General features: G+C 63.1%; 21 protein-coding genes, 1 other RNA gene and 1 pseudogene. 10 read left to right on the forward strand and 13 right to left on the reverse strand.

Going from position 1 to position 26,082, the window contains the following annotated elements; genetic code table 11:
• From smc to ACNFCH_RS09085, 6 genes are all read left to right on the forward strand, one after another.
• Positions 1–3,489 carry a chromosome segregation protein SMC gene (gene smc / locus ACNFCH_RS09060; RefSeq protein WP_337157047.1) on the forward strand — a complete coding sequence of 1,163 codons (3,489 nt, stop codon included), beginning with the start codon at positions 1–3 and terminating at the stop codon, positions 3,487–3,489.
• Between the two features lie 202 nt (positions 3,490–3,691).
• The gene (gene zipA, locus ACNFCH_RS09065) at positions 3,692–4,561 is read left to right on the forward strand and encodes a cell division protein ZipA (protein WP_337157046.1); all 870 of its coding nucleotides are present in this window, start codon (positions 3,692–3,694) and stop codon (positions 4,559–4,561) included.
• Between the two features lie 99 nt (positions 4,562–4,660).
• Complete coding sequence (gene ligA / locus ACNFCH_RS09070) at positions 4,661–7,015, forward strand: NAD-dependent DNA ligase LigA (RefSeq protein ID WP_416742646.1); 2,355 nt, start codon at positions 4,661–4,663, stop codon at positions 7,013–7,015.
• 119 nt (positions 7,016–7,134) lie between these two features.
• An RNA gene (ffs, locus tag ACNFCH_RS09075) (signal recognition particle sRNA small type) lies at positions 7,135–7,231 on the forward strand.
• A gap of 164 nt (positions 7,232–7,395) precedes the next feature.
• Positions 7,396–7,806, forward strand: coding sequence for a hypothetical protein (locus ACNFCH_RS09080; protein ID WP_337157044.1), 411 nt, complete (start codon positions 7,396–7,398; stop codon positions 7,804–7,806).
• A 17-nt stretch (positions 7,807–7,823) separates the two neighbouring features.
• A complete protein-coding gene (locus tag ACNFCH_RS09085; RefSeq protein ID WP_416742647.1) occupies positions 7,824–9,758 on the forward strand; it encodes a hypothetical protein in 1,935 nt (644 codons plus the stop codon).
• On the opposite strand, the pseudogene ACNFCH_RS09090 reads toward ACNFCH_RS09085, so the two are convergent.
• Positions 9,752–10,006: pseudogene (locus ACNFCH_RS09090) on the reverse strand (MerR family DNA-binding protein); the annotation flags it as partial. The gene ACNFCH_RS09085 and the pseudogene ACNFCH_RS09090 sit on opposite strands and share 7 nt — an antisense overlap.
• 100 nt (positions 10,007–10,106) lie before the next feature.
• Entirely contained in the window at positions 10,107–10,895 is a 789-nt protein-coding gene (locus ACNFCH_RS09095) for a substrate-binding periplasmic protein (RefSeq protein WP_337157042.1), read from the reverse strand.
• Between the two features lie 131 nt (positions 10,896–11,026).
• Here ACNFCH_RS09095 and dnaX point away from each other — a divergent pair, with 131 nt between their 5' ends.
• The 4 genes from dnaX to recR all read left to right on the forward strand — a co-directional run bounded on the left by dnaX (position 11,027) and on the right by recR (position 15,108).
• Positions 11,027–13,102: a DNA polymerase III subunit gamma/tau gene (dnaX, locus tag ACNFCH_RS09100; protein WP_337157041.1), complete on the forward strand. Its 2,076-nt coding sequence runs from the start codon at positions 11,027–11,029 to the stop codon at positions 13,100–13,102.
• 64 nt (positions 13,103–13,166) lie between these two features.
• A complete protein-coding gene (locus ACNFCH_RS09105; protein ID WP_043212277.1) occupies positions 13,167–13,493 on the forward strand; it encodes a YbaB/EbfC family nucleoid-associated protein in 327 nt (108 codons plus the stop codon).
• A 776-nt stretch (positions 13,494–14,269) separates the two neighbouring features.
• Positions 14,270–14,410 (forward strand): hypothetical protein, encoded by a 141-nt coding sequence (locus tag ACNFCH_RS09110; RefSeq protein ID WP_416742648.1) that lies wholly within the window; start codon positions 14,270–14,272, stop codon positions 14,408–14,410.
• Positions 14,411–14,505: 95 nt separating this feature from the next.
• A complete protein-coding gene (gene recR / locus ACNFCH_RS09115; RefSeq protein WP_070574258.1) occupies positions 14,506–15,108 on the forward strand; it encodes a recombination mediator RecR in 603 nt (200 codons plus the stop codon).
• Positions 15,109–15,151: 43 nt separating this feature from the next.
• Here the strand turns inward: recR and ACNFCH_RS09120 are convergent, their stop codons facing one another.
• The 11 genes from ACNFCH_RS09120 to ACNFCH_RS09170 all read right to left on the reverse strand — a co-directional run bounded on the left by ACNFCH_RS09120 (position 15,152) and on the right by ACNFCH_RS09170 (position 26,079).
• Positions 15,152–15,700, reverse strand: a complete 549-nt coding sequence (locus tag ACNFCH_RS09120) for an adenine phosphoribosyltransferase (RefSeq protein ID WP_070092090.1) — start codon at positions 15,698–15,700, stop codon at positions 15,152–15,154.
• Between the two features lie 49 nt (positions 15,701–15,749).
• On the reverse strand, positions 15,750–16,484 hold the full coding sequence (fnrA, locus tag ACNFCH_RS09125) for a Crp/Fnr family transcriptional regulator FnrA (protein ID WP_070574256.1): 735 nt from the start codon (positions 16,482–16,484) through the stop codon (positions 15,750–15,752).
• Positions 16,485–16,671: 187 nt separating this feature from the next.
• The gene (gene hemN / locus ACNFCH_RS09130) at positions 16,672–18,054 is read right to left on the reverse strand and encodes an oxygen-independent coproporphyrinogen III oxidase (protein ID WP_196163585.1); all 1,383 of its coding nucleotides are present in this window, start codon (positions 18,052–18,054) and stop codon (positions 16,672–16,674) included.
• Between the two features lie 107 nt (positions 18,055–18,161).
• Complete coding sequence (locus tag ACNFCH_RS09135) at positions 18,162–18,845, reverse strand: sulfite exporter TauE/SafE family protein (protein ID WP_416742649.1); 684 nt, start codon at positions 18,843–18,845, stop codon at positions 18,162–18,164.
• Positions 18,838–19,050, reverse strand: a complete 213-nt coding sequence (gene ccoS / locus ACNFCH_RS09140; RefSeq protein WP_416742650.1) for a cbb3-type cytochrome oxidase assembly protein CcoS — start codon at positions 19,048–19,050, stop codon at positions 18,838–18,840. The genes ACNFCH_RS09135 and ccoS overlap by 8 nt, the downstream gene beginning before the upstream one ends.
• Positions 19,029–21,500, reverse strand: coding sequence for a heavy metal translocating P-type ATPase (locus ACNFCH_RS09145; protein WP_416742651.1), 2,472 nt, complete (start codon positions 21,498–21,500; stop codon positions 19,029–19,031). Before ACNFCH_RS09145 ends, ccoS begins: the two co-directional genes overlap by 22 nt.
• A 65-nt stretch (positions 21,501–21,565) precedes the next feature.
• Positions 21,566–22,096 carry a FixH family protein gene (locus ACNFCH_RS09150; protein ID WP_337157035.1) on the reverse strand — a complete coding sequence of 177 codons (531 nt, stop codon included), beginning with the start codon at positions 22,094–22,096 and terminating at the stop codon, positions 21,566–21,568.
• A 14-nt stretch (positions 22,097–22,110) separates the two neighbouring features.
• On the reverse strand, positions 22,111–23,526 hold the full coding sequence (ccoG, locus tag ACNFCH_RS09155) for a cytochrome c oxidase accessory protein CcoG (RefSeq protein WP_196163590.1): 1,416 nt from the start codon (positions 23,524–23,526) through the stop codon (positions 22,111–22,113).
• A 212-nt stretch (positions 23,527–23,738) separates the two neighbouring features.
• A complete protein-coding gene (locus tag ACNFCH_RS09160; RefSeq protein WP_337157034.1) occupies positions 23,739–24,749 on the reverse strand; it encodes a metallophosphoesterase family protein in 1,011 nt (336 codons plus the stop codon).
• Positions 24,750–24,904: 155 nt separating this feature from the next.
• Entirely contained in the window at positions 24,905–25,885 is a 981-nt protein-coding gene (ccoP, locus tag ACNFCH_RS09165; RefSeq protein WP_337157033.1) for a cytochrome-c oxidase, cbb3-type subunit III, read from the reverse strand.
• A complete protein-coding gene (locus ACNFCH_RS09170; protein ID WP_070092136.1) occupies positions 25,882–26,079 on the reverse strand; it encodes a CcoQ/FixQ family Cbb3-type cytochrome c oxidase assembly chaperone in 198 nt (65 codons plus the stop codon). The genes ccoP and ACNFCH_RS09170 overlap by 4 nt, the downstream gene beginning before the upstream one ends.
• Between the last annotated feature and the right edge of the window lie 3 nt (positions 26,080–26,082).

Genomic DNA, 26,082 nt, shown 5'->3' on the forward strand with positions numbered 1-26,082 from the left:
ATGCGCCTGAAGTGCATTCGACTGGCCGGATTCAAGTCGTTCGTCGACCCGACCACAGTCAATTTCCCCAGCAACATGGCCGCCGTGGTCGGCCCCAACGGCTGTGGGAAGTCCAACATCATCGATGCGGTGCGCTGGGTGATGGGCGAAAGCTCGGCCAAGAACCTGCGCGGCGAGTCGATGACCGACGTGATCTTCAATGGCTCGTCCGGCCGCAAGCCGGTGAGCCAGGCCAGCATCGAACTGGTGTTCGACAACAGCGAGACCACGTTGCTCGGTGAATACGCCGCCTACGCCGAGATCTCCATCCGTCGCAAGGTCACCCGCGACGGGCAGAACACCTATTACCTGAACGGCGCCAAATGCCGGCGACGTGACATCACCGATATCTTCCTTGGCACAGGCCTTGGGCCACGCAGCTACTCGATCATCGAGCAAGGGATGATCTCCAAGCTCATCGAGGCCAAGCCCGAGGAGCTGCGTAATTTCATCGAGGAAGCCGCGGGCATCTCCAAGTACAAGGAACGCCGCCGCGAAACCGAGAACCGCATTCGCCGTACCCAGGAGAACCTGGCGCGCCTGACCGACCTTCGCGAGGAGCTCGAACGCCAGCTTGAACGTCTGCACCGCCAGGCCCAGGCCGCCGAGAAATACCGGGAATACAAAGCCCAGGAGCGTCAGCTCAAGGCACGCCTGTCGGCCCTGCGCTGGCGCGAGCTGGACGAGCGCGTGCGACAGCGCGAAGTGGTCATCGGCGATCAGGAGGTGGCTTTCGAGGCCTTGGTGGCCGAGCAGCGCAATGCCGATGCCAGTATCGAGCGCCTGCGTGACGGCCATCATGAGTTGTCCGAGCGCTTCAACCAGGTCCAGGGGCGCTTTTATTCCGTCGCTGGCGACATCGCTCGGGTGGAGCAGAGCATCCAGCATGGCCAGCAACGCTTGCGGCAATTGCAGGACGATCTTAAAGAAGCCGAGCGCACCCGCCTGGAAACCGAATCGCACCTAGGGCACGACCGCACGTTGCTGGCGACCCTGGGCGAAGAGCTGGCGATGCTCGAGCCTGAGCAGGAACTGACCCTGGCGAGCGCCGAAGAAGCGACGGCCACCCTTGAGGAGGCCGAGCTGGGCATGCACGCCTGGCAGGAGCAATGGGACAGTTTCAATACCCAATCCGCCGAGCCGCGACGCCAGGCCGAGGTCCAGCAGGCCCGTTTGCAGCAGTTGGAGACGGGCCTGGAGCGCTTAGCCGAGCGTCAGCGCAAGCTGGAGGAAGAGCGCGAGCAGCTCGCGGCCGAGCCCGAAGACGCTGCCCTGTTCGAGCTGACCGAGCAAGTGGCTGGGAGTGAGCTGGAACTCGAAACGCTTCAGTTGAGCGAGCAGCAGGTGGTCGAACAGCTCGAGGCGGTGCGCGAGCTGTTGCAACAGGCCACCGAAACCCATCAGCAGTCCCAAGGCGAACTGCAACGTTTGGGCGGGCGCCTGGCATCACTGGAGGCATTGCAGCAAGCGGCGTTGGAGCCGGGCGCTGGTGCCAGCGATTGGCTGCGTGGCCAGGGGCTGGAGCACAAGCCACGACTGGCCGAAGGGCTGCGGGTCGAGCCAGGCTGGGAGCTGGCGGTCGAGACCGTGCTGGGCGCCGATCTGCAGGCGGTGCTGGTCGACGACTTCGCAGCACTGGACTTCACCGCCCTGGAGCAGGGCGAGCTGCGTCTGCTGCTGGCGAACCCGGAGCAGGCCCGAATGCCGGGCAGCCTGCTGGATAAAGTCGAGGGGCGCACGGACCTGGCGCCCTGGCTAGGCCAGGTACGGCCGGTGGAGAGCCTGGAGCAGGCCCTGGCTTTGCGTGCAGGTCTGACGCAAGGCCAGAGCTTGGTCAGCCGAGACGGGTATTGGGTCGGGCGGCACTTTTTGCGGATCAGCCGTGGAGGGGAGTCCCAGGGCGGCGTACTGGCCCGTGGCCAGGAGATCGAACGCCTGGGCCAGGAGCAGCTCGAACTTCAGGTGCGTCTGGAGCAACTGGATCAACACCTTCAGGGCCTGCGCGGGCAACAGCGCGATCTGGAGGCGCAGCGCGAACAACTGCGTCGGCGCAGCCAGGATGAAAACCGCCAGCTGGGCGAGCTCAAGGCGCGCCTTTCGGCTGGTCGAGCCCGCGCCGAGCAAGTCCAACTGCGCTGCCGACGCCTGCAGGAAGAATTGGCCGAACTCCAAGAACAGCGGGCCATCGAGCACGAGCAACTGGGTGAGGCCCGTCTGCTGTTGCAGGAAGCCCTGGAGCGGATGGCCCAGGACACCGAGCAGCGCGAGCAGCTGATGGCGCGTCGCGACACCTTGCGCGAAGGGCTCGATCGTGTCCGCCAGGAGGCCCGTCAGCACAAGGATCATGCCCATCAGTTGGCGGTACGCCTGGGTTCCCTGCGGGCCCAGCACGACTCCACCCGTCAGGCCCTGGAGCGCCTGGAGCTTCAGGCGGCGCGCCTGAGCGAGCGTCAGGAGCAACTGAGCCTCAATCTGGAGGAGGGTGAAGCGCCGCTGGAAGAACTTCGCCTGAAACTCGAAGAGCTGCTGGAACGGCGTATGGGCGTCGACGAGGAAATGCGTCAGGCCCGTCTGCACATGGACGAAGCCGACCGTGAGCTGCGCGATGCCGAGCGGCGTCGAACCCAGGCCGAGCAACAGGCTCAGTTGCTGCGCGGGCAGCTCGAGCAGTCCCGCCTGGAATCCCAAGGGCTGGATGTGCGTCGCAAGACGCTGCAGGAGCAGTTGCTGGCCGACGGCTATGACCTGCAGGGCGTGCTCGCCACCCTCGAGCCCGAGGCCAGCGAGCAGGGCACTGAACAGGAGCTCGAACAATTGGATGGGCGGATCCAGCGCCTGGGAGCGATCAACCTGGCGGCCATCGAGGAATACCAGCAGCAGTCCGAGCGCAAGCGTTACCTTGACGCACAGGACGCCGACCTGGTGGAGGCCCTGGAGACGCTGGAAAGCGTCATTCGCAAGATCGACAAGGAAACCCGCAACCGCTTCAAGGATACCTTTGATCAGATAAATGCCGGTTTGCAGGCACTTTTTCCAAAAGTTTTCGGTGGTGGCAGTGCTTACCTGGAACTGACGGGCGAAGATCTACTCGATACTGGGGTGACGATCATGGCGCGCCCACCGGGCAAGAAGAACAGCACCATCCATCTGTTGTCCGGTGGCGAGAAGGCGTTGACCGCCCTCGCACTGGTGTTCGCCATCTTCAAGCTGAACCCGGCACCGTTCTGCATGCTCGACGAGGTCGACGCGCCGCTGGACGATGCCAACGTCGGACGTTACGCAAGGTTGGTGAAGGAAATGAGTGAAAGCGTGCAGTTCATCTACATCACCCATAACAAGATTGCCATGGAAATGGCCGATCAATTGATGGGGGTGACCATGCACGAGCCAGGCTGTTCACGCCTTGTTGCAGTTGATGTGGAGGAGGCGCTGGCCATGGTCGATGCCTGATGAGCGAAGATAAGGCAGGATACGTGGGGAAATCCCCCGGCATGTGCGACAGACGGTGTAAAGTTGCCTTTGGTCGTGCTAGCTTTATGTCACTTGTTTTTTGCGTGGGTAAAACGCCTGTCAGAACATAGAGTTGGCGCCACGTGTTAAAGGGCTTTGAAGCCTTTGTTTTCAAGCATATTTTTTAGAGGCACGGGATTACATGGAAATCGGTCTGCGCGAATGGCTGATCGTCATCGGCGTCATTGTCATCGCCGGTATTCTTTTTGACGGCTGGCGCCGCATGCGCGGCGGCAAGGGCAAGTTGAAATTCCGTCTGGATCGCAGCTACTCCAACCTGCCGGACGAAGAGGGCAATGCCGAGGTGTTGGGCCCTGCACGCGTACTGGAAACCCAAAAAGAACCCGAGCTGGATGAAAGCGATCTGCCTTCGGTCAGCGCCCCGGCGCGTGAGCGTGAACCCAAGCCGGCCAAAGCCAGCAAACGCGGCAAGCGCGCCAGTGAGCCACAGCAGGGTGACCTGAACCTGGCTGCCGAGCCGCGTGAGCCGGACCTGTTCGCCGATGCCGACGATGACCATCCTGCCGAGCACAGCCGCCACAACGGTGCTGCGAACAACACGGTCAAGGAGTTGCCGCCGGCCGAGGAAGTGCTGGTGATCAGTGTCATTTCCCGCGATGAAGGCGGTTTCAAAGGGCCGGCCCTGCTGCAGAACATCCTCGAAAGCGGCCTGCGTTTCGGCGAGATGGACATCTTCCATCGCCACGAGAGCATGGCCGGTCACGGCGAAGTGCTGTTCTCCATGGCCAACGCAGTCAAGCCAGGCGTCTTCGATCTGGACGACATCGACCATTTCAGCACGCGTGCGGTGAGCTTCTTCCTGGGTCTGCCTGGCCCACGTCACCCCAAGCAGGCCTTCGACGTGATGGTCGCCGCCGCCCGCAAGCTGGCCCATGAACTCAACGGCGAGCTCAAGGACGACCAGCGCAGCGTACTGACCGCTCAGACCATCGAGCACTATCGCCAGCGCATCGTCGAATTCGAGCGCCGCGCGCTGACCCAGAAGCGTTGATGGCCCCAAGCGGGCGGATCCTGCCTCGATCCTGCCCGCGCGATTACAGCAAAAGAGCAGCCCAGGGCTGCTCTTTTGCGTTGCAAGAGAAGATGAACGATGAACGCCGAAAACCGTATCCATGAACTGCGTGCCGAACTCGACCAGCACAACTACCGCTATTACGTGCTGGATGAGCCGAGCGTGCCTGACGCCGAATACGACCGTCTGTTCAACGAGCTCAAGGCGTTGGAGGCCGAGCATCCTCACCTTGTGACTCCCGATTCGCCAACCCAACGCGTCGGCGGGGCGGCACTGGCGGCGTTCAGCCAGGTGCGTCACGAAATTCCCATGCTCAGCCTGGGCAATGCCTTCGAGGAAGACGACCTGCGCGACTTCGACCGTCGCGTGGTAGAAGGGCTGGACCTGCCGGCCGGCGACCTGTTCGCCGAGCAGACTGCAGTCGACTACAGTTGCGAGCCCAAGCTCGACGGCCTGGCGGTCAGCCTGTTGTATCGGGACGGCCAGCTGGTTCAGGGCGCCACCCGGGGTGATGGCACCACCGGTGAGGACATCAGCGCCAACGTGCGCACCGTGCGCAACATCCCGCTCAAGCTGCAGGGCGAGGGCTGGCCGGCGGTGCTCGAAGTGCGTGGTGAGGTGTACATGAGCAAGGCCGGTTTCGAGCGTCTGAACGCCGCTCAGGCCGAGAGCGGCGGCAAGACCTTTGCCAACCCGCGCAACGCCGCCGCCGGCAGTCTGCGCCAACTGGACTCCAAGATCACCGCCAGCCGCCCTCTGGAGTTCTGCTGCTACGGCCTGGGCCAGGTTTCCGAGGCCATCGCCGACAGCCATATCGGCATTCTGGAGAAGCTCAAGACCTGGGGGTTGCCTATCAGTCGCGAGCTGCGCCATGCCGCAGGCGTGGAGCAGTGCCTGGCGTACTACCGCGACATCGGCGCCCGGCGCAACGATCTGCCCTACGAAATCGACGGTGTGGTGTTCAAGGTCAACAGCCTGGCCGCCCAGCGCGAGCTAGGCTTCCGTGCCCGGGAGCCGCGTTGGGCCATCGCTCACAAGTTCCCGGCCATGGAAGAACTCACCGAAGTACTCGACGTGGAGTTCCAGGTCGGTCGCACTGGTGCCGTCACCCCCGTGGCGCGGCTCAAGCCGGTCAAGGTGGCCGGTGTCACGGTCTCCAATGCCACGCTGCACAACATGGACGAGATCGCCCGCCTGGGCCTGATGATCGGTGATACCGTGATCATCCGCCGGGCCGGTGACGTCATTCCGCAGGTCATGCAGGTGGTGACCGAGCGCCGTCCGGACAACGCACGGCCGGTGGCGGTGCCCACCCAGTGTCCGGTCTGTGGCTCGCAAGTCGAGCGAACCCAGCTGGTCAAGCGCAGCAAAGGCAAGGAGACCACCAGCGAAGGCGCGGTGTACCGCTGTGTGGGGCGCCTGGCCTGCGCCGCCCAGCTCAAGCAGGCGATCATCCACTATGTTTCTCGTCGAGCCATGGATATCGATGGCTTGGGCGAGAAGAGCGTCGAGCAACTGGTAGATGAGAACCTGATTCGCTCGCCGGCCGATCTCTATGACCTCAAGTTCGAACAGATCGTCGAGCTGGAAGGCTTCGCCGAAGTGTCCAGCAATAAGCTGCTGGACGCGATCCAGGCCAGCAAGCAGCCAAGTCTTGCCCGCTTCATCTTCGCCCTGGGGATCCCGGACGTCGGCGAGGAGACTGCCAAGGTTCTGGCCCGTTCCCTGGGCAGTCTGGCGCGGGTGCAGCAAGCCCTGCCGCAGGTGCTGACCTACCTGCCGGACATCGGCCTTGAAGTCGCCTACGAGATCCACAACTTCTTCGAGGACGAGCACAACCGCGATGTCATCAAGCAGTTGCTCGACAGCGGTATGCAATTGCAGGACGAGGGCGACCTGGCGGCCGAGTTCGCCGCCAGCACCACCTTGGCCGGCATGATCGCCAAGCTCGATATTCCTTCGGTCGGCCCGACAGGTGCCGAAAAGCTGGTGGCCAAGCTGGGCTCCCTGGACAAGATCATCGAAGCCGATGGCATCGACCTGCGCCAGGCCCTGAACACCAAGCAGGCTGAGGCGGTGCGGGAGTTCTTCAAGGTCGAGGCCAACCAGCGACTGGCTCGCGCCATCGAAGCGCAGCTACAGGACTTTGGCATGCACTGGGCCAGCGAGAAGAAGATCGCGCAAGGCCTGCCGCTGGCGGGGCAGACCTGGGTGTTGACCGGCACCCTGGAACGCATGAGCCGCGACATCGCCAAGGACAAACTGGAAAGCCTGGGCGCCAAGGTGGCCGGCTCGGTCTCCGGCAAGACCCACTGCGTGGTCGCCGGGCCCGGTGCGGGCTCCAAGCTCGCCAAGGCCAGCGAGCTGGGCGTCAAGGTGCTGGATGAGGATGCATTCGTCAGCTTCCTCGAAGGCCATGGTATTGCCGTCTGACCGGTAGCGGGGACAAGTCATTGAGAAATGATGGTTTTTTCTTGATGCAGAGGTTGTAACTTCGCCCCAGACCGGTACAATGGCGCGGCTCGTCACATGGCGAGCCGTCGTGGTGGCCCCATCGGTCCCCCCGCAACGATTACCCGTTAACCTGGTCAGGCCCGGAAGGGAGCAGCCATAGCGGGAACATCGTGTGCCGGGGTGTGGCTGGTGGGGCCGCCTCCATTTCTGGCGTCCGCCAAGCTATTCATCTGTCCTCTCCCGTCTCTGCCTGCACCAGCATCAACGTCTGGTAATACCGCGCGCCTTTCTCCCGCCCCTGCGAGCGCCTTATCATGCAAGGCATTCCACCAGCTGTTTCGCCCCGTGAGGTATCGATCATGGATCACGTAGACGACCAGACCCGCCACAAGATCCGTGATTGGCAAATCCGTCGCCTGGAAATCAAAGACCTGATGGCCGCTCATCCCGAGCGGGTCCTTGAGCTGTCGAAGGTGCTGGACCAGATGGAAGAGGAGCACGAGCGTATCCTCGGCGAAGCAGAAGTGATTACAGGCAGTGAACAGGACGTTGTCGCCCAAGGGGCTTTGAGCTTCGAGCTCAACGTTTCGGCGGGCAGTGCCCGGGACCTGCGCAAGCTGCTGGAAATGGCGCTCTATGAACTCGACGGCATGCTGGAAGCCGATCATCCAGAGGCACGAAGCTACCCGGGCGGCATGTCGGGCAGCCTTGGGGCGTACGAATACACCCTGACAGTGGCTAAGGCCGGCGGGCCTTGCCGTGTTGAATGATTTTCCCGTGAGCGCGTATGCAACCTGAACATTACGATTTCACCAACCCCGTGTTTCTGCCGGTCACCCTGGAGACTTGCCAGGGGTTGCTCGATGCTCCGGATCACGGTGCGCTCGATGCGCTGGGCGATGCGCAGCTGGCTGCGGTACTGGTCGTCCAGAATCTTGCCGAGGCCAAGGGGCAGGTGCTCGATCCAGCGGCGGCCGAGAAGGTGCTGGCCAAGCTTCTCGCCTGGTCGGTCGATGTTCGTCATTCCCCAGGGGTGGGATTGTTGTCGGAAGCGCGGCGGTTGTTCGATGCGCGAAAGCTGTATTTCGGTTTGGAAGCCATCAAAGGCTCGAAGCTGCATTTGCTGATGGCTGACGAAGTGGCGGCCGGCGAGTATCTGTTGCCTGATGGCAAATGGGATTTCGAGTTCAAGATTCGCCGTTACCTGCGCAACAACCCGTTTCGTCAGCAGGCGATCACGGGTTTCGACAGGGAGCGCTGGCTCACCGCCGAGCAGGACAAGCTGGTCAGGGTCGTGCGGGCCAATCCGGACGAGGACCTGCATGTCCAAGGCTATGCCGGTATCGGCAAGAGTTATTTGCTCGGCGCATTGATGGACTGCCTGCCAGCGGGGAGGGTGCTGCCGTTGGCGCGTACCCCGGGCAAATTGCACACCCTGCGCCGCCGCCTGGGTGTCGCTGCCGACAGCAAGCGAGGCAAGACGTTTGGTGAGTTCGCCCAAGAATTGTTGCAAGGTTCGCGGCGCGCGCCTGCCAAGGCCGTGAGGCTGCCGCGCAAACGTGCCTTGGCCGAGGAGCTGGGTATTCTCGGTTTTCGTCAGTACGGGCCAGAGAAAGCGCTGGAGATTTGCCTCGAACTATTGAAGAACTATTGCGAATCCTGGGACTACAGCATCACGGCCCGGCATCTGCCGTTCTTCGAGCAGCCCTTGTCCAACATCGACAGCCGGGTGTTGCTGGAGTACTCAAGCCGGTTGTGGACCTACCTGCAGGCCAATCCGGCGTGGGACAGCCATACGGGGTTTCTGGCACTGCTGTTGATCAAGCGTGCAAGCCTTGCCGGCTGCAGCGTGCCGGCGCGCTATAGCCATGTGATCATCGACGAGAGCCAGGACGTGCCGGCGTCCTTGCTGCAGATCATCGAGCGCGGCCGTCAGGTCCTGATTACGCTTGGCGATGAGTACCAGCGCGCCTGGGGGCCGGGATTGCGCAGGCAGCGAGAGGTGCGCCAGCGCGATATCACCTTCTCCGTGCGCAGTGGGCCTCAGGTGGAGCGCTTGATCAATCCGCTGATCAGCGTGCATTCGCAAAAGTCCAAGCTGGCGTTCGAGGGCGCGGGTAGCGCCGAGGTCGGCGTGGAGTTCTATCCCGAAGGCTTTGTGCCGCCGGAGGACTGCGTGGTGTTGGCCGCATCCCATTGGGACGCGATGAAGTGGGCCATGGAGCTGGCGGGCAAGCATTACGCAATCGCCCTTGCCGAGCAGATGAACCTGCAGGGTTTCATGGAAAGCGCGATCAGGTTGTTCAGAGGCGAGCAGGATAGGGACGAATCGCATCCGTACTTCGCTCACACCACGGACTGGCGGCAAGTTCGCGATATTCATCAGCACGACGGTGCATTCTTGTGGGTCGAGGCCAGGCTGCAGGAAGGCTTCCGGATCGCTGAGCTGAACAAGGTCAAGGCTCGGATATCGGGCCAGCCCGGCAGCATCTCGTTGATGCTGGCCCAGGACGCGGGAGGGCTGGAATTCGAGCGCGTGCTGTTGACGCCTGAACTGATGAGCACGGACCCCTTCAGGGACGCCTATGCGTTCGATGCCCGGGTCTGCGCGGTGTACATCGCGCTTTCACGGGCGCGGCGTCAGCTTTACCTGCCCTATGAAGTGGAGGAGTGGGTGGCCTATCACAAGAGCCAGCCGTTCCGGGAATCACATGGTTATTGAGGTTTGGCCTGCTTTTTCGCTCGTGTACCGGCGGCAGCAAGCTTCATCAGACGCTGGAAGGTCGGGCAGTTGAGGTGATCTTCTTCGGGGCACGCCGCTGCATGACGTAGGCCTTTGCTCATCGCTTGCAAGCGCTTGATTCGTTGATCTAGCTCCTCGGCCTTGTCCTGCAGCATCTGTCGATCGACCTGCTGCTCCACCAGCATCGCCCCCACTTCGTCCAATGAGAATCCCGCGGCTTGGCCCAGGTCGCTGGCCAGTTGCATGCGCAGCGTGGCGACGCATGGGGTGTTTGGAATGGGGTTGTTCTTGAGCGCTGTGGTAATGCAGGCGGGGTCGTGGTGAGGGTCAGTGATCGGAAATCTGGGACGACGTCACTGTCTGCGAACTGACCGGCTGTGTTGACGGCGTGCTGTAGCGCTGCAGGATTCGCTCGATCTGGCCCGATTGCTTCATGTGCGCCAGTGCGCGGAGTACTGCCTGGGCGGGAACTGCCGGGTCGTTGCGCACGATACAGCTCAGGTCCTGCTCTTCCAGTACGGCGAGGGCCTGTAATCGTTGCTCAGGGGGGAGTGTGCGGTTGAACCATAGCAGTGAGAATTCGTTGCTCACGGCATGGCGGTAGCGGCCGGCCTGGAGTTTTTGCAAGGCGAGTACCTGGTTGCGGCTGTCCTCGCGCAGTAGCCGACCTTGGGCAAACAGTGAGTCCAGGGCAGGGTAGCGGTAGCCCAGTACCGTGCCTACTGCTTGTTCGGGTAATTGTTCAAGACGGGTAGGCGTGTACTGGCCAGGGCTGCCGACCAGCAGGTCGCGCTGGTGAAGGAGGGGGACGCTCCACAGGAACCTGTCGAATCGGTCGTCGAACCACGCCGGGGTGACATGGCAGCGCACATCGACCTCTCCCGCGTCCATGGCCTGTTGCACCCGCAGGCGCGCCATCACGTGATACTCCGCCCGTATGCCCGCTTCTTGGGCCAGGGTCTGCATCAGGTCGTACAGGATGCCCTCCACGGGCTGGTCCTGCTCGATGCGAATCAGGGGCATGCTCCAGCTTTCGGCCACGGAAAATCGCAGCACGGGTTGCTCGGCCAGGGCATTGCCGGCCCAGAGCATGAGGATGAGCAGGGCTCGCTGCACGTCAATCCTCCTTGATCGCTGCCAATGCGTGCGCTTGTCCATAGCTTAGACGAGTTCGGCAGGGTGCAATTTTGCCCCCGCTCCGCTAGCATTAGCGATCTTCCGCTTGTTCAGGTTGCGATGGTTTTTTGATGAGTTATCAGGTTCTTGCACGTAAATGGCGCCCGCGCTCGTTCCGCGAAATGGTCGGCCAGGCCCATGTGCTCAAGGCTTTGATCAACGCCCTGGACAACCAGCGCCTGCACCATGCCTATCTGTTCACCGGCACTCGCGGCGTGGGCAAGACCACGATCGCGCGCATCATCGCCAAGTGCCTGAACTGCGAAACCGGTATCACCTCTACGCCGTGCGGTACCTGTTCGGTCTGCCGGGAGATCGACGAAGGGCGTTTCGTCGACCTGATCGAAATCGACGCCGCGAGCCGGACCAAGGTCGAAGACACCCGTGAACTGCTCGACAACGTGCAGTACGCGCCGAGCCGTGGGCGGTTCAAGGTCTACCTGATCGACGAAGTGCACATGCTCTCCACCCACTCCTTCAACGCCCTGTTGAAGACGCTGGAAGAGCCACCGCCCTACGTCAAATTCATCCTCGCCACCACCGATCCACAGAAGCTTCCTGCGACCATTCTGTCGCGTTGCCTGCAGTTCTCGTTGAAGAACATGAGCCCGGAGCGGGTGGTCGAGCACCTGAGCCATGTGCTGGGCGCCGAGAATGTGCCGTTCGAGGAAGATGCCCTGTGGCTGCTCGGCCGTGCGGCCGACGGCTCCATGCGCGACGCCATGAGCCTGACCGATCAGGCCATTGCCTTCGGCGAGGGCAAGGTGCTGGCCGCCGATGTCCGGGCGATGCTCGGTACCCTCGATCATGGTCAGGTGTATGGCGTGCTCCAGGCGTTGTTGGAGGGCGATGCCCGGGCGCTTCTGGAAGCGGTGCGCAACCTCGCCGAACAGGGGCCGGACTGGAATGGCGTGCTGGCCGAGATGCTCAATGTGCTGCACCGGGTCGCCATTGCCCAGGCGCTGCCCGAGGCCGTGGACAATGGCCAGGGCGATCGCGACCGAGTACTGGCCCTGGCCTCGGCATTGCCGGCCGAGGATGTGCAGTTCTATTACCAGATGGGCCTGATCGGTCGTCGGGACCTGCCGTTGGCGCCGGATCCGCGGGGCGGATTCGAGATGGTTCTGCTGCGGATGCTGGCCTTCCGCCCGGCGGATGCCGAAGATGCGCCGAAGCCGGCACTAAAGCCGGTGGGGATCAGCCAGGCCACAGCTGATCCGGCAAAACCGGTGGCAGCCGCGGCACCTGTCGTCGAGCCGCCTGTTGCCAGCGTTCCCGAGCAGTCCGCGGCTGTGGCCCAAGTACCTGCTGCTGTCGAGCCAGCCGTTGTGCCGGCGATCGAGCCGCCGCCAGCGGTTGTAGAACCGGCACCTGAGCCTGAGCCCGAGCCGCAGGTCGAGGTTTCTGCGCCGGAGCCGGACGTGGTGGTTGAGGACGTCATCGACTTGCCGTGGGAAGAGCCGGCCGCGCCTCCAGTGCCCGACGCCTCGCCCGCGCCGCAGGCTCAGCCTGTTCCAGTGCCCAACCAGAGCCAATCCAGCGATGACGAGCCGCCCTTCGATCCGTCTGCCTACGGCTTGGCCGGTATGGATCGTGACGACGAGCCGCCGCTGGATGAGGATTACTACACGCCGGACAGCGACCCGGCCGGTTTCAGCTACTTGGACGAGTTGGCCGAGCATGTACACGAAGCCGAACCGGCCAAGGCGCCGGAGCCTCTGCCGGCGGCCAAGCCGGCCACAGGTCTAGCCCTGCAATGGCTGGAATTATTCCCACAGTTGCCTGTCTCCGGTATGACAGGCAACATCGCCGCAAACTGTACGCTGATTGCCGCTGATGGTGACGATTGGCTGCTGCACCTGGATCCAGGGCAGGGTGCGCTGTTCAACACGACCCAGCAGCGTCGTCTGAACGAAGCGCTCAACCAGCACCTGGGGCGTACCCTGCGACTGAAGATCGAACTGATCCGCCCCGAGCAGGAAACTCCGGCCCAGGCCGCGGCCCGCAAGCGCGCGGAGCGCCAGCGCGAGGCTGAGGTGTCGATCGAACAGGACCCACTCATCCAGCAGATGATCCGGCAGTTCGGTGCGACGGTACGACAGGATACTATTGAGCCTGTGCAAGCCTTGGTCAGCCAGGGCGAATAAACGGATAACCATGCGTCCAGTCGCGAGCCAGGGCGCATCATATGACCCAATCGAGGTGTACCCCATGATGAAAGGTGGCATGGCCGGCCTGATGAAGCAGGCCCAGCAGATGCAGGAAAAAATGGCCAAGATGCAGGAAGAGCTGGCCAATGCTGAAGTGACTGGCCAATCCGGTGCCGGCCTGGTCAGCGTGGTGATGACCGGTCGTCATGATGTCAAGCGAATCAGCATCGACGACAGCCTGATGCAAGAGGACAAGGAAGTGCTGGAAGACTTGATCGCCGCTGCGGTCAACGACGCCGTGCGCAAGGTCGAGCAGAACAGCCAGGAGAAGATGGGCAGCATGACTGCAGGCATGCAGTTGCCGCCGGGCTTCAAGATGCCGTTCTAACGGTTGCTTGGCCGGCAAGACTGGTTGCACCTTGAAAAGCCGCTACCGATGATCGGAGCGGCTTTTTATTTGGCTTGTGAAAAGCCATGCTGACCCAACACATCAGTTACAACGCGTTCGTTGCCCATGTCCATGCCCGTGCCCGTAGTTTTTGCTCTTCATACGCGATAGTCCAGACACCGCCAATCGCGACTTCAGGAGGCCGAGTGGAGGTGCCTGTAGGGGCAGGCGCGCAGCGCCCTTCGGCGTAGCCGAAGTCGCGAGATGGAGACTTGCGTAGCAAGTCGGAGGCCGCGAAGCCCCGGAAGGCGCCGTAGCGGAGGGAACCCCGGAGCGAGGCGCAGGGGCCGGATGCAGGAGCAGGCGGTTTTTGCCTCCTTTTTTCCAAGAAAAAAAGGAGGTCGCCGTAAGGGCGAAAAGGTGAGTCTGCGCCGGTGCAGGGAACGGATATTTACGCTATTTCCAGGCCCCTAGAGGTGGTTTTCAGGGGGCTAATGGCGGTGAATATATCCTTTTGCGATGGGGGCGCTGATTCCCTTTTCCGCCCTTACGGCGGGTCACTTTTTGGCAAACGCCCCAAAAAGTAACCAAAAAAGGCTGGCTCCTGCATACGGCCCCTGCGCTGCGCTCCGGGGTTCCCTCCGCTGCGACACCCTCCGGGGCTTCGCGGCCTCCAACTTGCTGCGCAAGTCTCCATCTCGCGACTTCGGCTCACGCCGAAGGGCGCTGCGCGCCTGCCCCTACGGGTGCCTCCACTCGGCCTCCTGAAGTCGCGATTGGCGGCGTCTGGGCAATCGCGCATAAAGAGCAAGAGCAAGAGCAAGAGCAAGAGCAAGAGCAAGAGCAAGAGCAAGAGCAAGAGCAAGAGCAAGAGCAAGAGCAAGCACAAGCACAAGCACAAGCGCGTCGGGAGATGAGGTCGCTGCTTGTGGCCGCTTGAAGGAGGGTGTATTTGACGTATATGACCCCGGCCGGTATAAACCGCCTCCTATTGATCTGTCAGGCCTTTCCCATGAGCTTCAGCCCCCTGATTCGCCAACTGATTGACGCCCTGCGCACACTGCCCGGTGTCGGTCAGAAAACCGCCCAGCGTATGGCCCTGCAGTTGCTCGAGCGCGACCGCAGTGGTGGCCTACGCCTGGCCCAGGCCCTGAGCCAAGCCATGGAAGGCGTCGGCCACTGCCGTCAATGCCGGACGCTGACCGAGCAGGAGCTGTGCCCGCAATGCGCCGACACGCGCCGAGACGACACTCAACTCTGCGTGGTGGAAGGTCCGATGGATGTGTATGCCGTGGAGCAGACGGGCTACCGAGGCCGCTACTTTGTCCTCAAGGGGCACCTGTCGCCGTTGGACGGGCTCGGGCCGGACGCAATCGGGATTCCACAGTTGATGGCGCGGATCGAGGAGCAGGGGAGCTTCACCGAAGTGATCCTGGCGACCAACCCTACGGTGGAGGGGGAGGCGACTGCCCATTACATCGCTCAACTGCTGACCGAGAAAGGCCTGATCGCCTCGCGCATTGCCCATGGCGTGCCGCTGGGGGGGGAGCTGGAGTTGGTGGATGGTGGAACCTTGGCTCATGCCTTCGCCGGGCGTAAGCCGATTTCACTCTGAATCAATGAGCAGGGCCGCCTTGCGGCCCCGGCGCAGCACGACTTCAGTATTCGCTCAGCGAAAACTCGGTCAGGCAGAAGGTCGGCACACCTGCAGCCTGCAGGCGACGGGAGCCGTCCAGCTCAGGCAGGTCGATGATCGCCGCAGCTTCGAACACTTCGGCACCGGTGCGGCGGATCAGATTGGCAGCCGCCAGTAGAGTGCCGCCGGTGGCGATCAGGTCATCGAAGATCAACACCGAATCGCCTTCGCACAGGCTGTCGGCGTGCACTTCAAGGAACGCTTCGCCGTACTCGGTCTGATAAGCCTCCGACAGCACGTCGGCCGGCAGTTTGCCCTGCTTGCGGAACAGGATCAGGGGCTTGTTCAACTGGTGGGCAATGATCGAGCCGATCAGGAAGCCCCGGGCGTCCATGGCACCGATGTGGCTGAACTCGGCCTCGACATAACGCTCGATGAACTGGTCGGCCACATAGCGCAGCCCGCGCGGCGACTGGAACAGAGGGGTGATGTCGCGGAAGATCACGCCCGGCTTGGGAAAGTCCGGGACCGGGCGGATCAGGGCTTTGAGGTCGAAGGTATCGCTGTGCATGTGGCTTTCCTGGAAAACGGATGCGCCAGTATACCTTGCCGGTGCGGCTTCAGGCTTCTATCGCGCCACCCGCCAGCGCGCACAGCTGGATCGGGTCGAGGATGTGCACTTCCTTGCCCTCGGCCTTGATCAGGCCGTTTTGCTGGAAGCGAGTGAACACCCGCGACACGGTTTCCACCGCCAGGCCCAGATAGTTGCCGATTTCGTTGCGCGACATGCTCAGGCGGAACTGGTTGGCAGAATAACCACGGGCGCGGAAGCGGGCGGAAAGGTTGACCAGGAACGTGGCGATACGTTCGTCTGCGGTCTTTTTCGACAGCAGCAGCATCATTTGCTGGTCGTCACGAATCTCCCGGCTCATCACCCGCATCAACTGGCGACGCAATTGCGGCAGCTGGACCGACAGTTCATCCAGGCGTTCGAAAGGAATTTCGCAGACCGAGGTGGTTTCCTGGGCCTGGGCCGATACCGGATAGGTCTCGGTGTCCATGCCCGACAACCCGACCAGCTCGCTGGGGAGGTGGAAGCCGGTGATCTGCTCTTCGCCGCCATCACTGAGGCTGAACGTTTTCAGGGCGCCGGAACGTACGGCGTAGACCGAGCCAAAATTGTCACCCTGGCGGAACAGGAACTCACCCTTCTTCAGGGGACGGCCACGCTTGACGATTTCATCCAGTGCGTCCATGTCCTCCAGATTGAGTGACAGCGGCAGGCACAGGGGGGCCAGGCTGCAATCCTTGCAATGGGCCTGGTTGTGTGGGCGCAGTTTGACTGGCTCGGACATTTCTATCGATCCTTGTGGGAAAGCACACATAAGCTGTAAGGGTAACTCACAGCATAGGTTGTAGGCCAGCGCGCGCTATTGTGGTGCGACCTGGCCGGGCCTCGGCGGGAGTGTGCCGAGGCCTGTCAATTGCCCATAGTGTGCCTGACAAGGCGTTCTGTCCATGCGGTTGATCGACTCGGTCAGTTCATATCACCCGAGAGAAGCGCTGCTGGTTGTGCATGGCCAGGTAGGCGTCGAACACCATGCACACCGAGCGCACCAGCAGGCGCCCGGCCGGGAGTACCCGTATGCCCTTGGCATCCAGGCTGATCAGACCATCGCGCTGCATCACCTGTAACTGCGGCCACTGGTCCTTGAAGTAGCCACGAAAGTCGATGGTGAAGGCTTGTTCGATGGTGTCGAAGTCCAGTTCGAAATGGCAGATCAATTGCTGGATCACCGCGCGGCGCAGCCGGTCATCCGGGTTGCACAGCAGCCCGCGCTGGGTCGCCAGTTGGGCGGTGGAGAGCGTGTCCTGGTAGGTGGCCAGGTCGCTGCTGTTCTGGCAGTACAGATCGCCGATCTGGCTGATGGCCGATACACCCAGGCCGATCAGGTCGCAGTGGCCGTGGGTGGTGTAGCCCTGGAAGTTGCGCTGCAGGGTGCCTTCTTCCTGGGCAATGGCCAGTTCGTCGTCGGGCAGGGCGAAGTGGTCCATGCCGATGTAGCGGTAGCCGGCGCCGGTCAGTTGCTCGATGGTGGCCTGGAGCATTTCCAGCTTGGCCGAAGGCGTCGGCAGCTCAGTGCTGTCGATGCGTCGCTGGGGCATGAAACGCTCGGGCAGGTGGGCGTAGTTGAATACCGAGAGGCGGTCCGGCTGCAGGCGGATCACTTCCTCGACGGTGCGGGCGAAGCCTTCAGGGGTCTGCTTGGGCAGGCCGTAGATCAGATCGAGATTGACCGAGCGGAACTGCAGGGTGCGTGCGGCCTCGATCAGGGTGCGGGTCTGCTCCAGGCTTTGCAGGCGATTGACTGCGCGCTGGACGGCTGGGTCCAGGTCTTGTACACCCAGGCTGACACGGTTGAAGCCCAGTTCGCGCAGCAGGCCCATGGTCGACCAGTCCGCTTCGCGCGGGTCGATCTCGATACCGTAGTCGCCGGAATCATCGTCGAGCAGGTGGAAGTGCTGGCGCAGGGTGGCCATCAGTTGGCGCAGTTCGACATGACTGAGGAAGGTGGGCGTGCCTCCGCCGAAGTGCAATTGCTCGACCTGCTGCTTGGTATCCAGATGGCAGGCGATCAGCTGGATTTCCTGCTCCAGGCGTTGCAGATAAGGTTGGGCCCTGGCGCGGTCCTTGGTGATGACCTTGTTGCAGGCACAGTAGTAGCAGATGTTGGCGCAGAACGGCACGTGGACGTACAGCGACAGTGGGCGGACCGCGCGACGGCTCTCGCGCAGGGCGTGGAGCAGGTCGAACGAACCCACTTCGCCGTGCAGTTGCATGGCGGTCGGATAGGAGGTGTAGCGTGGGCCGGCCAGATCGTAGCGGCGGATCAGGTCGCAGTCCCAGCGTAGGTCGTCGAGCATGGTGGTCCCCGGAGAGAGCGGCAGTGTCCGGAGTCTAGGGCGGCCTGTCGGAGCCCGTCTTGATTTGCATCAACGGGGTCTGGATGCGCTGGCAGGGTGGTGCCGCGTCAGTGCCCCATCAACCAATGCTGGTGCGGCCCTGGCAGGGTCCACAGGCCGAACAGGATCACCAGCACCCCCCCGGCCATGCGCACACCGCGCCGACGAAGCAGGGCGCCGATGCGTTCGGCGGCCAGCCCCGTGGCCACCAGGACCGGCCAGGTGCCGATGCCGAACGCCAGCATCAGGGCCGCGCTATGAGCGGCATTGCCCTGGCTGGCGGCCCACAACAAAGTGCTGTAGACCAGGCCGCAGGGCAGCCAGCCCCATAGGGCACCAAGCAACAGGGCACGGGGCAGGCTGGAGACGGGCAGCAGGCGGGTGGTCACGGGCTGGATGTGCCGCCACAAGCCGCGACCCACTGCTTCGATGCGAGTCAGGCCACTCCACCAGCCCGCCAGGTACAGCCCCATGGCGATCAGCAGCAGGGCGGCGACCACTCGCAGCCCCTGGGCCAAAGGGCTGCTGGCCAGCGCCACGCCGGCCAGGCCCAGCAACAGGCCGGCGGTGGCGTAGCTCAGCACACGCCCCAGGTTGTAGGCCAGCAGAAGGCGCAGGCGACGGCTGCGTTGCTCCGGGGGGATGGCCAGCGTGAGGGCGCCCATCAGGCCGCCACACATGCCCAGGCAGTGCCCACCGCCGAGCAGGCCGAGGACCAGCGCCGAGCCGAGCAATGGAAGCAGGTCAGGCACGGGCGGGCGGATCCTTGTCGTCGGACTGGCTTTGGTCGGGTTTGACCGCGGCCTGGTGGCGGGGGTCCTGGTCGTCGAACAGGATGCTGTGGGCGGGGCTGTCGAGGTCGTCGTATTGGCCGCTGTCCACTGCCCAGAAGAAGATGTACACGGCCACGCCGACGATCAGCAGGGCCGCGGGGATCATGACGTAGAGGGCGGGCATAGCGGTTTCCTTTCGGTCGCGGGCGTCTCGCTCGCTGGCAGGCTCGCGCCTCTGGGCCGGGTCAGGCGCAGGGCATTGAGCACCACGATCAGCGAACTGACCGACATGCCGATGGCCGCCCAGACCGGCGTGATCCAGCCGAGGGCGGCGAACGGCAGCATGAGGCCATTATACAGGGTCGCCCAGAGCAGATTCTCGATGATATTGCGGCGCGTGCGCCGGGCCAGGTCGAAGGCTTGCACCAGCGCATCCAGGCGGTTGGACAGCAGCACCGCGTCGGCGCAGGTCTTGGCCAGGTCAGTGGCCGAGCCCATGGCGATGCTGATGTCGGCGGCGGCCAGTACCGGCACGTCGTTGACCCCGTCGCCCAGCATCAGCACCTTGCGACCCTGGGCCTGCAGGGTCTTGAGTCGTTCCAGCTTGTCATCCGGGCGCAGGCCACCAATGGCCTGGTCGATGCCCAGTTGCGCGGCCACTTCGGCGACCATCGGCGAGCTGTCGCCCGACAGCAGCAGGGTGTGCCAGCCGCGGGCTTTGCAGGCGGCGAGCAGGGCGGGCGCGTCATCGCGCAGCCGATCATCCAGGCCGAACCAGGCCAGTGGGCCTTGGCGATCGCCCAGCAGCAGCCATTGGCCACGGGCCTCTGGCACCGGCGGGAGCTGGGCACCGCTCAACGCGCAGACGAACGTGGCCTGGCCAATGCGCAACTGCTGCCCGTCGAAGTGCCCCTCCAGCCCTAGTCCAGGCACGGTCTGCACATCTTCGGCTGGCAGCGCGGTGCGACCGAAGGCGCGGGCGATAGGGTGTTCGGAGCGGTTCTCCAGTGCGGCGGCCAGCGCCAGGCAGCGATCGGCAGAGAGCGCCCCCAGGGGGTGGATGCTGCGCAGGGCCAGGCGGCCCTCGGTCAGGGTGCCGGTCTTGTCGAAGATCACCGTGTCGACCTGATTCAGCCCTTCCAGCACATGACCACGGGTCACCAGCAGGCCCAGCTTGTGCAGGGTGCCGGTGGCGGCGGTGAGGGCGGTCGGCGTGGCCAGGGACAACGCGCAAGGGCAGGTCGCCACCAGCATGGCCAGGACGATCCAAAAGGCCCGCGCGGCATCGAGCTGCCACCACAGCAGGCCGATGGCCGCGCTCGCCACCAATGTGAACAGCAAGAACCACTGCGAGGCGCGGTCGGCGATTTCGGCCAGGTGCGGTTTTTCCGACTGGGCGCGTTCCAGCAGGCGGACGATGGCCGAGAGGCGGGAGGCCTGACCCAGCGCCTCGACTTCCACGGTCAGGGGGCTTTCAACGTTCAGCGTGCCGCCAGTGACCCGGTCGCCGACTTGGCGCGCGAGCGGCAGGTATTCCCCGGTGAGCAGGGATTCGTCGACGCTGGAGCGACCATCGACGATGCGCCCGTCGGCGGGGATCACAGCGCCAGGCAATACCTGGACCCGGTCGCCCTGATTGAGCTCGCCCAGCAGGATGCGCTCGGCGTTTCCGGCGTCATCCAGACGCAAGCAGGAGGCGGGCAGCAGGTTGACCAGTTGGGCGGTGGCCGCTGCCGTGCGCTCCCGGGCACGGCGTTCCAGATAGCGGCCGGTGAGCAGGAACAGCGCGAACATGCCCACGGTGTCGAAATACAGCTCGCCGCTGCCGGTGATCGCAGTCCAGATGCCGGCGCCATAGGCCAGGGCGATGGCCAGCGACACCGAGACGTCCATGGTCAGGTGGCGTGTGCGTAGATCGCGGGCGGCCCCTTTGAAGAACGGTGCGCAGCTGTAGAACACGATCGGAGTGGTCAGGAACAGCGCGACCCAGCGCAGGATGGTGTGCAGCTCGGGGCTCAGGTCGATGTTGAATTCCGGCCAGGTGGCCATGGTCGCCATCATCGCCTGGAACCACAGCAGGCCCGCCACGCCGAGGCGGCGCAGGGCGCTGCGGTTTTCCTGGGCGAGGCGTTCGGCGGCCTGGTCCGGCTGGTAGGGGTGGGCGGCGTAGCCGATCTGGCGCAGCTCGGACAGCAGATGAGAAAGGGCCAGTTGGCGGTCGTCCCAGGTCACCAGCAGGCGATGATTGGACAGGTTCAGGCGTGCTTCGGTGACGCCGGCCAGGTTGCGCAGGTGCTTTTCGATCAGCCAGCCGCAGGCGGCGCAACTGATGCCTTCGATCATCAGCGTGGCTTCGGACAACTCGCCCTGGTGGCGCACGAAGGTCTGTTGCACATCGGTGCGATCGTACAGCGCCAACTCATCCTGCAACTGGCGCGGCAGGGCTTCGGGGTTGGCGCTGGTGTCGCTGCGGTGCTGGTAGTAGTGCTCCAGGCCGCCCGCGACGATCGACTCGGCCACCGCCTGGCAGCCGGGGCAGCAGAACTGACGCGACTCGCCCAGGACCACCGCGGTGAAGCGGCTGCCGGCGGGGACGGGGAGGTCGCAGTGGTAGCAGGGGATGGGTTGGGTCATGTTGGCGCGGTCTTAATGTCTTGTGCCGCGAAAGGGGCGCAAAGCGCCCCCAAGCATGCGACGGTTCATTCTTGGTGCTCGGCACCCTGCAGGGCTTCGTCACCCAGCTCCAGGGTGACACCATGGGCGACCTTCTCCTCCTCGAACAGGCGCCAGACGTGGCCATCCTCGCTGCCCAGCAGCTCGACGAAACGCCGGCCTTCGACCCGGTCGTCGAGCTGGCCGAGGTAGCGGCCGGGCTCGCTGCGGGCCAGCTGGACCTTGCGGTCCTTGTCTGGCTGTGTGGGCGAGATCAGGTTCAACTCCAGCGTCTGCGGGTCGCTGTTGCCGGTCAGGCGTACGTCGACTTCGCCGGTCAGCTCGTCCAGGTGCACGCTGGCCTTGAGGTTGAGGGTCTGGGCCAGCAGCTCACGGTCCAGAGAGCGGTTGATCCCCTTGCCGGCCTCGTAGTAGTTGTCGTTCACCAGGTTGTCGGGGTTGCGCACGGCGATGCTGACCATGGTCAGGCTCAGGCACACCGAGGTGGTCAGGATGCCGATGATGATCCAGGGCCAAAGGTGCTTGTACCAGGGGCTGTCGGCGGTTGCGGCAGGCATTGTCGAGTTCTCTCTCAGCGGATTTGCGGGCCGATGAAGCGGCTCTTGGCTTCAACCTGGGTGGCGCTTTGGTCGGCGTCCTTGAGGATGAAGGTGATTTCGTTGGTGGTCGAGGGCAATTGCTCGGGCGCGACCGACAGCTGCACCGGCAGGCTGACGATATCGCCGGCGGCGACGCGGATCTCGCGATGGCCTTCGAGCTGCAGGCCAGGCAGGCCGGTAGCGTCGAGCACATAGACGTGATCACGTTGGTCCTTGTTCATGACCTTGAGGCTGTACACGTTCTCGATCCGCCCTTGGGCGTTCTCGCGGTACAGCACCCGGTCCTTGCTGACGTCGAAGCCCACCAGCGAACGGGTGGCGAAGGCGGTGGCGAGCAGGCCGATCATCACCAGCAGCACCAAGGCATAACCGATCAGGCGCGGGCGCAGCATGTGGGTCTTCTGCCCGGACAGGTTGTGTTCGGTGGTGTAGCTGATCAGCCCTTTTGGATAGTCCATCTTCTCCATGATGTTGTCGCAGGCGTCGATGCAGGCGGCGCAGCCGATGCATTCGATCTGCAGGCCATCGCGAATGTCGATGCCGGTGGGGCAGACCTGCACGCACATGGTGCAGTCGATGCAGTCGCCCAGGCCTTTGGCCTTGTAGTCGATGTCCTTCTTGCGTGGGCCACGGGTCTCGCCGCGGCGTGGGTCGTAGGAGACGATCAGGGTGTCTTTGTCGAACATCACGCTCTGGAAGCGGGCATAGGGACACATGTACACGCACACCTGCTCACGCAGCCAGCCGGCATTGCCATAGGTGGCCAAGGTGAAGAACGCGACCCAGAAATACGCCCAGCCATCGGCTTGGCCAGTGAAGAATTCGCTGACCAGTTCACGAATGGGCGAGAAGTAGCCGACGAAGGTCATGCCGGTGACGAAACCGATCAGCAACCACAGGCTGTGCTTGGCGGCCTTGCGCAGGAACTTGTTGGTGCTCATTGGCGCCTTGTCGAGCTTCATGCGCTGGTTGCGGTCACCCTCGGTGACTTTTTCGCACCACATGAAGATCCATGTCCAGACGCTCTGCGGACAGGTGTAGCCGCACCAGACGCGGCCGGCGAACACGGTGATGAAGAACAGGCCGAAGGCCGACACGATCAGCAGGCCCGAGAGCAGGATGAAGTCCTGCGGCCAGATGGTGGCGCCGAAGATGTAGAACTTGCGCTCGGGCAGGTTCCACCATACGGCCTGGTGGTCGCCCCAGTTCAGCCACACGGTGCCGAAGTAGAGCAGGAACAGGATCGCCCCGCCGACCATGCGCAGCCTGCGGAAGAGGCCGGTGAAGGCACGGGTGTAAATTTTTTCCCGGGAGGCGTAGAGGTCGACGGATTCTTTGCCTTTCTTGGCGGGCGGGGTGACGTCATGTACCGGAATTTGCTTGCTCATCATCATGTCCCACGGCAGTGGAAAAACGCTGCGGCCAGTGCATGCCGGCCGCGTTTGTTACCAGTCAGGTGTCTGGGAGCATGATACGCCCGTCATGGCACCTGGGGTGTGGCTGCGGCGTTAAGTCGCATTGGGTTGTAATTGATTATCGTGTAATGGGGCTCGCCTTGACGCAGGTCAATTGACAAGGCGTGCCCGCCGCAGGCAAGTGTCTATGCCCGATACAGCCTCAGGTGCCTCAGGGTTTCGGCCTGGGTCCAGTCATTGTTCCTGACGCATTTGACGGTCAGCCCCTGGGCATCGTTGTCCAGCTCGGCCAGCAGGTAAGTTCGCTGGGAGGCCGAGCCACTCAGAAAGACGGGCACCACGCCATATTGCCTGTTAGAGCGATACCAGCCTCCGGCTGCTGTGTGATGGTGGCCGCCGAACACGGCGTTGACCTGGAAGTGGTTGATCATGTCCCTGAAGTGCATCAGATCCTCCTCGGTGCCGTCCCAATCGTCTGGTTGATGCAGGTTGAGCAGGATGATCTGGCCGTTCTCATAGGCTTCTTCCAATTGCCCCTCCAGCCAACCCAGCGCGTCGCTGACCCTGAACTTGTGACGGTGCTCGAAAGGCCATGCCCAGCCACTGTCGAAGTCCACGCGATAGGTTGGCTCATTGTTCAGCTGGATCAGGCGAACCCGACCGAAACTGATGCTATACCCCAGGCTGCCGCTATAGCTGGTCTGCTTGTAGCTGCCGGAGGTCGCGACATCCATCGTGTCCACGAGCCCTCGGTGATGGTCGATCAGATCTATCACACTGTCCCTGGGCCCGCCGTTGTTGAATGAGCCCCCGGATTCATCGGTGACGTTGTTCCTGTAGTCATGGTTACCCAGGCCGAAGTAGTAGTTCTCTTGCAGGTGGCGTTCGATGATCGGGTAGAGGACTTTGCGTTGCCAGCCGTGCCCGTAGGCAGTCATGTCACCATTGATCATCACCGGGATGCCCGTGCCGCCCAAGCTGTCGCGGTAGCTCGCAATGCTGGCGTACTGCTCGTTGATCAAGGCTTGTGACGCTTTGTTGCGGTCGGCATCGCTTTCATACTCGCCGTAGTCGGAAGCGGGCGTCCATGGGTACTGTGGATCGGATGCGAACACGAAGGCTCTGGGTGTTGGGCGGTTGCCATAGCGGCCAGGCTGTTTCGGGGGTAGGGCTACGGGATAGGTGGGGTAGGTCATTTCGTAAATCCTCTGGGTAAGTCAGGCTCGATGCCTGTTCACCAGAGAATTTCTCAGTGCCTTGTCCTTCGGAATCCGGTAGCGCTTCCTCCTATCAATCCTGCCAGCCCCAAAAAAGCGGCCCCGGTGTTGATCGCCGGGGCCGCTTGCTGTGGTCACTCTGCTTTCTGTTCTGCAGCGTCCTGGTGCGACAGGCTGTAGACATAGGCCGCCAGCAGGTGGACCTTGTCGTTGCCCTGCATCTGCGCCTGGGCCGGCATCTGGCCTTGACGGCCGTAGCGGATGGTCTGCTGCAGTTGGGCGAAGCTCGAGCCGTAGATGAACGCCTGCGGGTGCGTCAGGTTAGGCGCGCCCATCGCTGGGGTGCCTTTGCCTTCGGGGCCGTGACAGGCCACGCAGTTGGCGGCGAAGAGCTTCTGGCCATTGGCCGGGTCGGCCTTGGTGCCTTCGGGCAGCGTACGACCATCGAGGTTGGTCAGGACGAAGGCGGCGACATCGGCCACGCCTTGCTCGCCCAACACTTCCGCCCAGGCCGGCATGACGCCGTGACGACCATTCATGATGGTGGTCTTGATGGTTTCAGGCTCACCACCCCAACGCCAGTCGTTGTCGGTCAGATTGGGGAAGCCGTAGGCGCCCTTGGCGTCGGAGCCGTGGCACACCGAGCAGTTGGAGGCGAACAGGCGGCCCCCCATCTTCAGTGCCTGTGGATCCTTGGCGACTTCTTCGACCGGCATGGCGGCGAACTTGGCGAAGATCGGCCCGAAGCGGGCGTCGGCCTTGGCCATTTCCTTTTCCCACTCGTGCACGCCGGTCCAGCCGGCCTGGCCGTTGGAGAACTCGGTCTGCTTTTCGGTATCCAGGTACTGGTAGCCAGGCAGGATGCCTTTCCAGTTACCCAGGCCCGGATACAGCACCAGGTAGCCCAGGGCGAACACAATGGTGCCGACGAACAACCAGAACCACCACTTGGGCAGCGGGTTGTCGTATTCCTCGATACCGTCGAAGGCATGGCCGACGGTCTCGTCGGTGATTTCCTCGCGCTGGCCCTTGCGGGTGGAGAGCAACAGCCAGGTCAGGGAAAAGATGGTGCCCAGGGTCAGGACGGTGACGTACAGACTCCAGAAGGTTGTCATTGTTCTTTGCTCCTAGAAGCTTTCGCTTGCGCTTGCTCGACGTGCCGGCTGGCTTCGGGATCATCGGCGAACGGCAACTGGGTTGCCTCGTCGAACTCCTTCTTGCGCCGTGGGTTGAACACCCACAGCGCCAGGCCTACGAAGGCGACCATCACCACGACGGTGCCCAGGCCGCGAATCATCCCGATATCCATCAG

This window comes from Pseudomonas sp. NY15354 (assembly GCF_048068075.1).
Lineage (GTDB): Bacteria > Pseudomonadota > Gammaproteobacteria > Pseudomonadales > Pseudomonadaceae > Aquipseudomonas > Aquipseudomonas guariconensis_C.

What these genes read in the sequence shown, in the direction of transcription:
- smc (WP_337157047.1), top strand. Translation starts at nt 1, where the DNA reads ATGCGCCTGAAGTGCATTCGACTGGCCGGATTCAAGTCGTTCGTCGAC.
- zipA (WP_337157046.1), top strand. Translation starts at nt 3,692, where the DNA reads ATGGAAATCGGTCTGCGCGAATGGCTGATCGTCATCGGCGTCATTGTC.
- ligA (WP_416742646.1), top strand. Translation starts at nt 4,661, where the DNA reads ATGAACGCCGAAAACCGTATCCATGAACTGCGTGCCGAACTCGACCAG.
- ACNFCH_RS09080 (WP_337157044.1), top strand. Translation starts at nt 7,396, where the DNA reads ATGGATCACGTAGACGACCAGACCCGCCACAAGATCCGTGATTGGCAA.
- ACNFCH_RS09085 (WP_416742647.1), top strand. Translation starts at nt 7,824, where the DNA reads ATGCAACCTGAACATTACGATTTCACCAACCCCGTGTTTCTGCCGGTC.
- dnaX (WP_337157041.1), top strand. Translation starts at nt 11,027, where the DNA reads ATGAGTTATCAGGTTCTTGCACGTAAATGGCGCCCGCGCTCGTTCCGC.
- ACNFCH_RS09105 (WP_043212277.1), top strand. Translation starts at nt 13,167, where the DNA reads ATGATGAAAGGTGGCATGGCCGGCCTGATGAAGCAGGCCCAGCAGATG.
- recR (WP_070574258.1), top strand. Translation starts at nt 14,506, where the DNA reads ATGAGCTTCAGCCCCCTGATTCGCCAACTGATTGACGCCCTGCGCACA.
- ACNFCH_RS09120 (WP_070092090.1), bottom strand. Translation starts at nt 15,700, where the DNA reads ATGCACAGCGATACCTTCGACCTCAAAGCCCTGATCCGCCCGGTCCCG.
- fnrA (WP_070574256.1), bottom strand. Translation starts at nt 16,484, where the DNA reads ATGTCCGAGCCAGTCAAACTGCGCCCACACAACCAGGCCCATTGCAAG.
- hemN (WP_196163585.1), bottom strand. Translation starts at nt 18,054, where the DNA reads ATGCTCGACGACCTACGCTGGGACTGCGACCTGATCCGCCGCTACGAT.
- ccoS (WP_416742650.1), bottom strand. Translation starts at nt 19,050, where the DNA reads ATGCCCGCCCTCTACGTCATGATCCCCGCGGCCCTGCTGATCGTCGGC.
- ACNFCH_RS09145 (WP_416742651.1), bottom strand. Translation starts at nt 21,500, where the DNA reads ATGACCCAACCCATCCCCTGCTACCACTGCGACCTCCCCGTCCCCGCC.
- ACNFCH_RS09150 (WP_337157035.1), bottom strand. Translation starts at nt 22,096, where the DNA reads ATGCCTGCCGCAACCGCCGACAGCCCCTGGTACAAGCACCTTTGGCCC.
- ccoG (WP_196163590.1), bottom strand. Translation starts at nt 23,526, where the DNA reads ATGAGCAAGCAAATTCCGGTACATGACGTCACCCCGCCCGCCAAGAAA.
- ACNFCH_RS09160 (WP_337157034.1), bottom strand. Translation starts at nt 24,749, where the DNA reads ATGACCTACCCCACCTATCCCGTAGCCCTACCCCCGAAACAGCCTGGC.
- ccoP (WP_337157033.1), bottom strand. Translation starts at nt 25,885, where the DNA reads ATGACAACCTTCTGGAGTCTGTACGTCACCGTCCTGACCCTGGGCACC.
- ACNFCH_RS09170 (WP_070092136.1), bottom strand. Translation starts at nt 26,079, where the DNA reads ATGGATATCGGGATGATTCGCGGCCTGGGCACCGTCGTGGTGATGGTC.